We start from the raw sequence: 6764 nt of genomic DNA, 5'->3' as shown, positions 1-6764 counted from the left end.
GGCGGCACGGCGCGCCTGGCGCTTCAGGTAGGACCCGACGATGCCGTCGGGCAGGAAGATGATCAGCAGGATCAGCACCGGGCCGAACACCAGCATCCGGTAGTCCTGCAGGAACTGCAGCGTCTGCGTGACCCAGGGCACCAGCAGCGCACCGAGCAGCGGTCCGAGCAGCGTGCCGATGCCGCCGACCAGCATCGCCATCACCATGTCGAAGGTCAGGTCGGTGCGCGCGATGTCCGGGCCGAGGAAGCGCACGTGGCCCGCATACAGCGCGCCGGCGAAGCCCGCATAGGCGACCGACAGCACGAACGACAGCACCTTGGTGCGCATCAGGTCGATGCCCAGCGCCTCGGCCAGCGCGTCGCTGTTGCGTACGGCCATGAAGCTGCGGCCCAGCAGCGAGCTGACGATCCGGTGCATCAGGAAGGTGCCGATCACCAGGAAGAACAGCACCAGGTAGTACTGCGCCTGCACGCTGTCGAACGTGACCGGACCGATCGCCGCCGGCACCGGAATGCCGATCAGGCCCACCGTGCCATGCGTCAGGCTTTCCCACTTCTCGATCAGCAGATAGATGATGTAGCCGATGCAAAGCGTGAAGATCGAGAAGTAATGGCCCTTGAGCCGCAGCGATACCACGCCGACCACATAGCCGACGATCATGCAGACCACGCCGGACAGCACGAAGGCGGCCCAGAACGGCATCTGGTGATCGACGGTCAGGATGCCCAGCGTATAGGCGCCGATGGCCATGAAGCCGCCGTGCGCGAGATTGAGCTGGCCGGTGTAGCCGGTGATCAGGTTCAGGCCCAGCGTCGCGATCGCGTAGATGAAGGCCAGCGTCATCACCGTCAGGTAATAGCTGTTGGTCGTCAGCAGCGGAAACGCGATGGCCAGCGCCAGCAGCAACGCCCAGCCGGTCTTGCCTTGCAATGCGTTCATGTCGAGATGTCTCCTACCTTGTACCTGTCTTGTGCGCATGGATGGGGGCGGGACCGTCAGGCGGCCTTGCCAGCGAACAGGCCCTGCGGCCGGATCGACAGGATGATCACCAGCAGCACGAAGGCGATGATGTCCTTGTAGTCGGTCGACACGTAGAAGCCGCCGAAGCTCTCGGCCATGCCGATGATCAGGCCGCCCAGGATCGCGCCGGGGATGCTGCCCATGCCGCCGAGGATGATGATGACGAAGGCCTTGGTGATGACCAGGTGCCCCATCGCCGGATAGACCAGGTTGATCGGCGCATACAGCGTCGCCGCGATCGCGGCCAGCGCGCCGGAGATCGCGAACACCAGCAGCGTGACGCGTGTCGCGTCGATGCCGACCAGCGCCGCGCCCTCGCGGTTCTGCGCCATCGCGACGATGGTCGAGCCGGTCACCGTGCGGGTCAGGAACAGATGCAGCACCACCATCAGCGTGAAGGCGGCGGCGATGATCAAGAGCCGCTGCAGCGGCGCGGTCAGGCCGAACACCTCGACCAGCTGGCCGTATGGCGTCGGCATCCGATGGAAGTCGGCGCCCCACAGCGCCTGCGCGCCGGCTTCGAGAAACAGCAGGATGCCGATCGCCGCGATCATGTCGTGCAGCTCCGGCGCGTTGCGCAGCGGATGGAAGACCAGCCGCTCGGCCAGCATCGACAGCACGGCCACGGCCAGCGCCGCGGCGACCATCGCCAGCCAGTAGTTCACGCCCAGCGACGTCATCATGTAGTACGAGACGTAGGCGCCCGCCATGTAGAAGGCGCCGTGGGCGAAGTTGGGTACGTGCAGGATGCCGTAGACCAGCGTCAGGCCCAGCGCGACGAGGCTGTAGACCCCGCCGAGCGTCAGCCCGTTCAGAAACTGTTGGAAGAACATTGACACCGACTCACCTCATGCAGATCGAAATCGCAAACGGGGACGCGCTCCGGTGACCGGCGCGCGTGGCAGGACAGCACCGCTAGGAACGCGGACTGTCGTTCAACCAATGTGGGGGTCAACTGCGCGGCGTGGCGCGCGTCGAAAAGGGTTGCATGGCGGTCTCCTGAAACGGTCGATCCGGGCCGCAAAATGCCCAGCTTTCATACCGGTTATTCGTGTCGTAATTGGCCGCCGCTTGTCTGTCGCGGCGTCTCCGCACGATCGTTCGTTTTCGTTGACTGTTGCATAGGGCTTGAGGCACAGTCAAGGAATACGGAATAGTCTTTCGCACAGCGAAATAGGGTTTTCGGGCCCGGTGCCGCCGCGGTTTTTACTGCCGCCGCCGGATCGAATTTCGCACGGGTTTTCCCTGTTTTTTCGCCGCCGCCGCAGTTATCTCTGCTGCGCCGATGCCGCAGTCGTCGCCGCCTGACTCTCCGCCTGGACCGATCATGAAGCGTACCGCCACCGTGATTCCCGTTAGCGCCGAGCCGCCCTCGCCGGTGCCGGCAAGGGCGTTGCGCGATGCCGACGACCTGGGTCCGGGAAATCCCGCGGAGGTAGAGGATCGCAGCTTCGTCACGGCGCTCGCGCGCGGCCTCGATCTGCTGCGCGCGTTCGGCCCGCACGATGATTACCTCGGCAATGCCGAGCTGTCGCGGCGCACCGGCATTCCGCGGCCGACGGTATCGCGGCTGACCTATACGCTGACGCGGCTCGGCTATCTGGTCTACGTCGAGTCGCTGGAGAAATACCGGCTGGGGCAGGGCGCCATGGTGCTGGGCCATCGCTACCTGGCGACCTCGGGCATTCGGGAAGTTGCGCAGCCGTTGATGCAATCGCTCGCCTTCGCCACCGGCTGCACCGTTGCCCTGGCCACGCCCGATCGCCATGAGATGGTCTATCTGGAAGTGTGCCAACCGCGCGGCGCGCTGGTGATGCGGCTGACGCCGGGTTCCCGGCTGCCGATCGCGACCTCGGCGATCGGCCGCGCGTGGCTCGCGGGTTTGCCGGCGGCGCGGCGCGCGAGCGTGATCGTCGATCTGGAGCGCCACTATCAGACCCGCTGGCCCACGGTCCGCAGCAAGCTCGAACGCGCATTGCGCGACTACGGGCGGCGCGGCTTCTGTGTCGCGCATGCCGAATGGGACCGCACCGTCAGCGGCGCTGCCGCGCCGGTCGTGCTGGAGGGCGGCACCGAGGTGCTGTCGATCAATATCGGCGGCGCGGCCTCGCGGCTGACGCCAGAGATTCTCGAAGCCAATCTCGGGCCGCGCGTGCGCCAGCTTGCCGAGGCGCTGCAGGGACGACTGTGGCGCGTCCACGGTTGAGCGGACCTGGCCATCGGGACCATCACCAATACCCACGACATCTCGACCACCACAATCATCAAGACAAGGAGACAGGCATGGAGATCAGCAACAAGACCGTCGTCGTCACGGGCGGCGCCACCGGCATCGGCCGTGCGTTGGTACTGGCGTTTGCCAAGGCCGGCGCGCGCGGCATCGCGGTCGCCGATCTGGACGAGCGCGGCGCGCAGCAGGTCGCCGCGGAGGCGGCCGAACTCGCGCCGTCGTGCCAGACCTTCGGCTGCCGCACCGACGTCGCCGACGCGGCCGCGGTGCAGGCGCTGGCCGACGAGGCCACGCGCCGCTTCGGCCAGGTCGACGTGTTCTGCTCGAACGCCGGCATCATCCTGCGCAAGGGCCTCGATGCGACCGCCGACGAATGGCAGCGCATCTGGGAGATCAACGTGATGGCCCACATCCACGCCGCCAATGCGGTGCTGCCGCAGATGCTCGAGCGCGGCGACGGCTATTTCGTCAATACGGTGTCGGCGGCCGGCCTGCTGTCGCAGATCGGCTCGGCGCCGTATGCGGTGACCAAGCACGCGGCGATCGGCTTTGCCGAATGGCTGGAAATCACCTACGGCGATCGCGGCATCAAGGTCAGCTGCATCTGCCCTCAGGGCGTGCAGACGAAGATGCTGTTCGGCGAGAACGGCGAGCGCAAGGGCTTTCTGCAGGAAGGCTCGGTCACCGCCGAACATGTCGCAGCCGTGACGCTGGAAGGGATCCGCGACGAACGCTTCCTGATCCTGCCGCATCCCGAAGTGCTCGAGTACTACCGCCGCAAGGGCCAGGACTACGATCGCTGGCTCAAGGGCATGCGGCGGCTGCAGGAGAAGGTGTTCAGCGAATTCGGCGCCATCGGCAAGCCATGACGGTCCCGTACGCGCCGATAACCGATGCTGATTGACCGATAGAGACCGAACAAGCGTCCAACACAAAGGAGACAAAGATCATGCGGATTACCCGATTCACCGGCGCGCTGTCCGCGCTCGCCACGGTGCTTGCCACCGCGTTCGCCGCGCCGGCGGCGCAGGCCGAAACCTTCCCGGCCCGGCCGATCCGTATCGTGGTGGGCTTCCCGACCGGTGGGGCGCCCGACACGCTGGCCCGCATCGTCTCCGAGAAGATTTCGCCGTCATGGGGCCAGCCGGTGGTGGTCGACAACAAGCCCGGCGCTGGCGGCAATATCGGCGCCGAAGCGGTGGCGCGCGCGCCGGGCGACGGCTACACGCTCGCGCTCGGCACGGTCGGCACCCACTCGATCAACGGGGCGGTCTACAGCAAGCTGCCGTACGACATGGTCAAGGACTTCGCGCCGGTGATCCTGCTGGCGACGACGCCCAATGTGCTGGTGGTCCATCCGGGCGTGCCGGCCAAGACCACCGCGGAACTGATCGCGCTGGCCAAGACGAAGCCGGGCGCGCTGACGTTCGGCACGCCGGGCATCGGCACCTCGCCGCACGTGGCCGGCGAGCTGTTCAATACGGTGGCCGGGGTCAAGATCACGCATGTGCCGTACAAGGGCCGGGCGATGGCGATTCCCGACCTGCTGGGCGGCCATATCACGATGATGTTCGACAACCTGCCTTCGGCGCTGCCGGTGATCAAGGAGGGCAAGCTGCGCGCGCTGGGCGTGACCAGCCTGAAGCGCTCGGCCTCGGCGCCGGATATTCCGACGCTGGCCGAGCAGGGCCTGAACGGCTTCCAGGCCGACTCGTGGTTCGCGATCTTCGTGCCGGCCACCACGCCGAAGGATGTCGTCGCCAAGCTCAACACCGAGCTGAACCGGATCTTCACGTTGCCGGACGTGCAGGCCAAGCTGAAGACGCTGGGCCTGGACCCGGTGCTCGGCACGCCTGAAGCGCTGGCCTCGTTCCAGAAGGCCGAGATCGCCAAGTGGGCGAAGGTGGTCAAGGATTCGGGGACGACGCCGCAGTAAGGAACGGGGCACGGGCGCGAGAAGGAGCATCAGACCGCTCGAACCAATCTCATCGCGGTGTTTTTTCTCCCCTCTCCCGCACGCGGGAGAGGGAGTATGCAGGGTGAGGTGAGTGCCTCCGCTACTCCTCCAGCGGCGTCGTAGCCCGTTCCGCCAGCCGATCCGGCTCACCGCGCAGCCGCGCCAGGCTGACTGCCGCACCGACGGCCGCGACGCAGGCTGCCACGCCCAGCGCCGTGCGCGATGCCGACGTTCCCACCAGCGCAAACAGCAGGGCCACCACCGCCGTGCCCGTGGTCTGCCCCAGCAGCCGCGTGGTCGCCTGCGCGCCGCTGGCGCCGCCGCTGCGATGCGGTGGCGTGGCGCCGATCATCGCGCGGTTGTTCGGCGACTGGAACAGGCCGAAGCCCAGCCCGCACATCGCCATGCGCCACAGCACGTCGATGCTGCCGCTGCCGCGATCGAGCATCGCCAGCAGGACCAGCCCGGTACACAGCAGCGCGAGCCCGAGGCCTGCCAGCACGCTGGCGGGGAAACGATCCGACAGCCGGCCAGACAGCGGCGCCATCACGGCCACCATCAGCGGCCACGGCGTGATCAGCAGCCCGGTCTCCTGCAGCGAACGCCCGAGCTGGTATTCGAGATAGAAGGGCAGCGCGACGAAGGCCAGCATCTGCGTCATGAACGAGCAGAACGACGTGCCGACCGCCAGCGAGAAGGCGCGGCTCGCGAACAGGTCCACCGGCACCAGCGGCGCCGCCTTGCCGCGCTCCATCCGCGCCAGCCACCAGCCGAGCAGCAGCGCCGCGATCAGCCCGCCGACCGCGGTCTGCCGCAGGCTGTCATGGCCAAGGCCATCGACGCCGAGCACGAACAGGCCGATTACCACCGCCGACAGCAGCGCGCTCGGATAGTCGAACGGGCGCGGTTGCGGCGGCGTGACCGGCAGCGCCCAGCGGCTCAGGCTCAGCGCGATGATCGCCACCGGCACGTTGATCGCGAACAGCCATTGCCAGCTGGCGAACGACAGGATCAGCGCGCCAACCGACGGCGCGATGCCGGTCGTGATGCCGACCACCAGCGCATTGAGGCCGATGCCGCGGCCGAGCTTGGTGGGCGGATAGATGTAGCGCACCAGCGCCGTGTTGACGCTCATGATGCCTGCGCCGCCGATGCCCTGCAGCACGCGCGCGGCCACCAGCATCGGCAGATTGACCGACAGCGCGCACAGCAGCGAGCCGACCAGGAAGGTGGCCAGGCCGATCCGGTAGACACGCTTGTAGCCGAGGATGTCGCCAAGCGAGGACAACGGCAGCAGGCAAACGGTGACGGTCAGCTGATAGGCGTTGACGACCCAGATCGTGTGGCCGGGATCGGTGCCGAGCTGGCGGGAAATCGATGGCAGCGCGATATTGGCGATCGAGCCGTCGAGCACGGCCATGATCAGCCCGCAGAATACGGTCAGGATCGCCCACTGGCGTTGCGGATAGGGAAGACCTTGCTCTGAATGCATCGACGGTACGGCGGGGAAGGCGAGGGTGGCGGCTGGCCGGCCGGTGCGATCGCGCATCGCGG

At 67.0% G+C, this 6764-nt stretch carries 6 protein-coding genes; 3 read left to right on the top strand and 3 right to left on the bottom strand.

What is annotated here, in order from left to right; translation table 11 throughout:
- Both B551_RS11345 and B551_RS11340 read right to left on the bottom strand, forming a co-directional pair.
- On the bottom strand, positions 1-942 hold a 942-nt coding region (locus B551_RS11345; protein WP_023264112.1), incomplete at its 3' end, for a branched-chain amino acid ABC transporter permease.
- A 56-nt stretch (positions 943-998) separates the two neighbouring features.
- Positions 999-1862: a branched-chain amino acid ABC transporter permease gene (locus B551_RS11340; protein WP_006579083.1), complete on the bottom strand. Its 864-nt coding sequence runs from the start codon at positions 1860-1862 to the stop codon at positions 999-1001.
- Between the two features lie 488 nt (positions 1863-2350).
- Between B551_RS11340 and B551_RS11335 the strand changes: the two genes are divergently transcribed.
- The 3 genes from B551_RS11335 to B551_RS11325 all read left to right on the top strand — a co-directional run bounded on the left by B551_RS11335 (position 2351) and on the right by B551_RS11325 (position 5189).
- Entirely contained in the window at positions 2351-3229 is an 879-nt protein-coding gene (locus B551_RS11335) for an IclR family transcriptional regulator (protein WP_006579082.1), read from the top strand.
- 77 nt (positions 3230-3306) lie between these two features.
- The gene (locus tag B551_RS11330) at positions 3307-4122 is read left to right on the top strand and encodes an SDR family oxidoreductase (protein ID WP_023264110.1); all 816 of its coding nucleotides are present in this window, start codon (positions 3307-3309) and stop codon (positions 4120-4122) included.
- An 80-nt stretch (positions 4123-4202) separates the two neighbouring features.
- A complete protein-coding gene (locus tag B551_RS11325) occupies positions 4203-5189 on the top strand; it encodes a tripartite tricarboxylate transporter substrate binding protein (protein ID WP_006579817.1) in 987 nt (328 codons plus the stop codon).
- 121 nt (positions 5190-5310) lie between these two features.
- Here the strand turns inward: B551_RS11325 and B551_RS11320 are convergent, their stop codons facing one another.
- Entirely contained in the window at positions 5311-6702 is a 1392-nt protein-coding gene (locus B551_RS11320) for an MFS transporter (protein WP_043438972.1), read from the bottom strand.
- Positions 6703-6764: the final 62 nt, after the last annotated feature.

It is taken from the genome of Cupriavidus sp. HPC(L) (assembly GCF_000307735.3).
Lineage (GTDB): Bacteria > Pseudomonadota > Gammaproteobacteria > Burkholderiales > Burkholderiaceae > Cupriavidus.
Note: the sequence above shows the minus strand (reverse complement) of the source record. Positions and strands in the feature narration are given on the sequence as shown.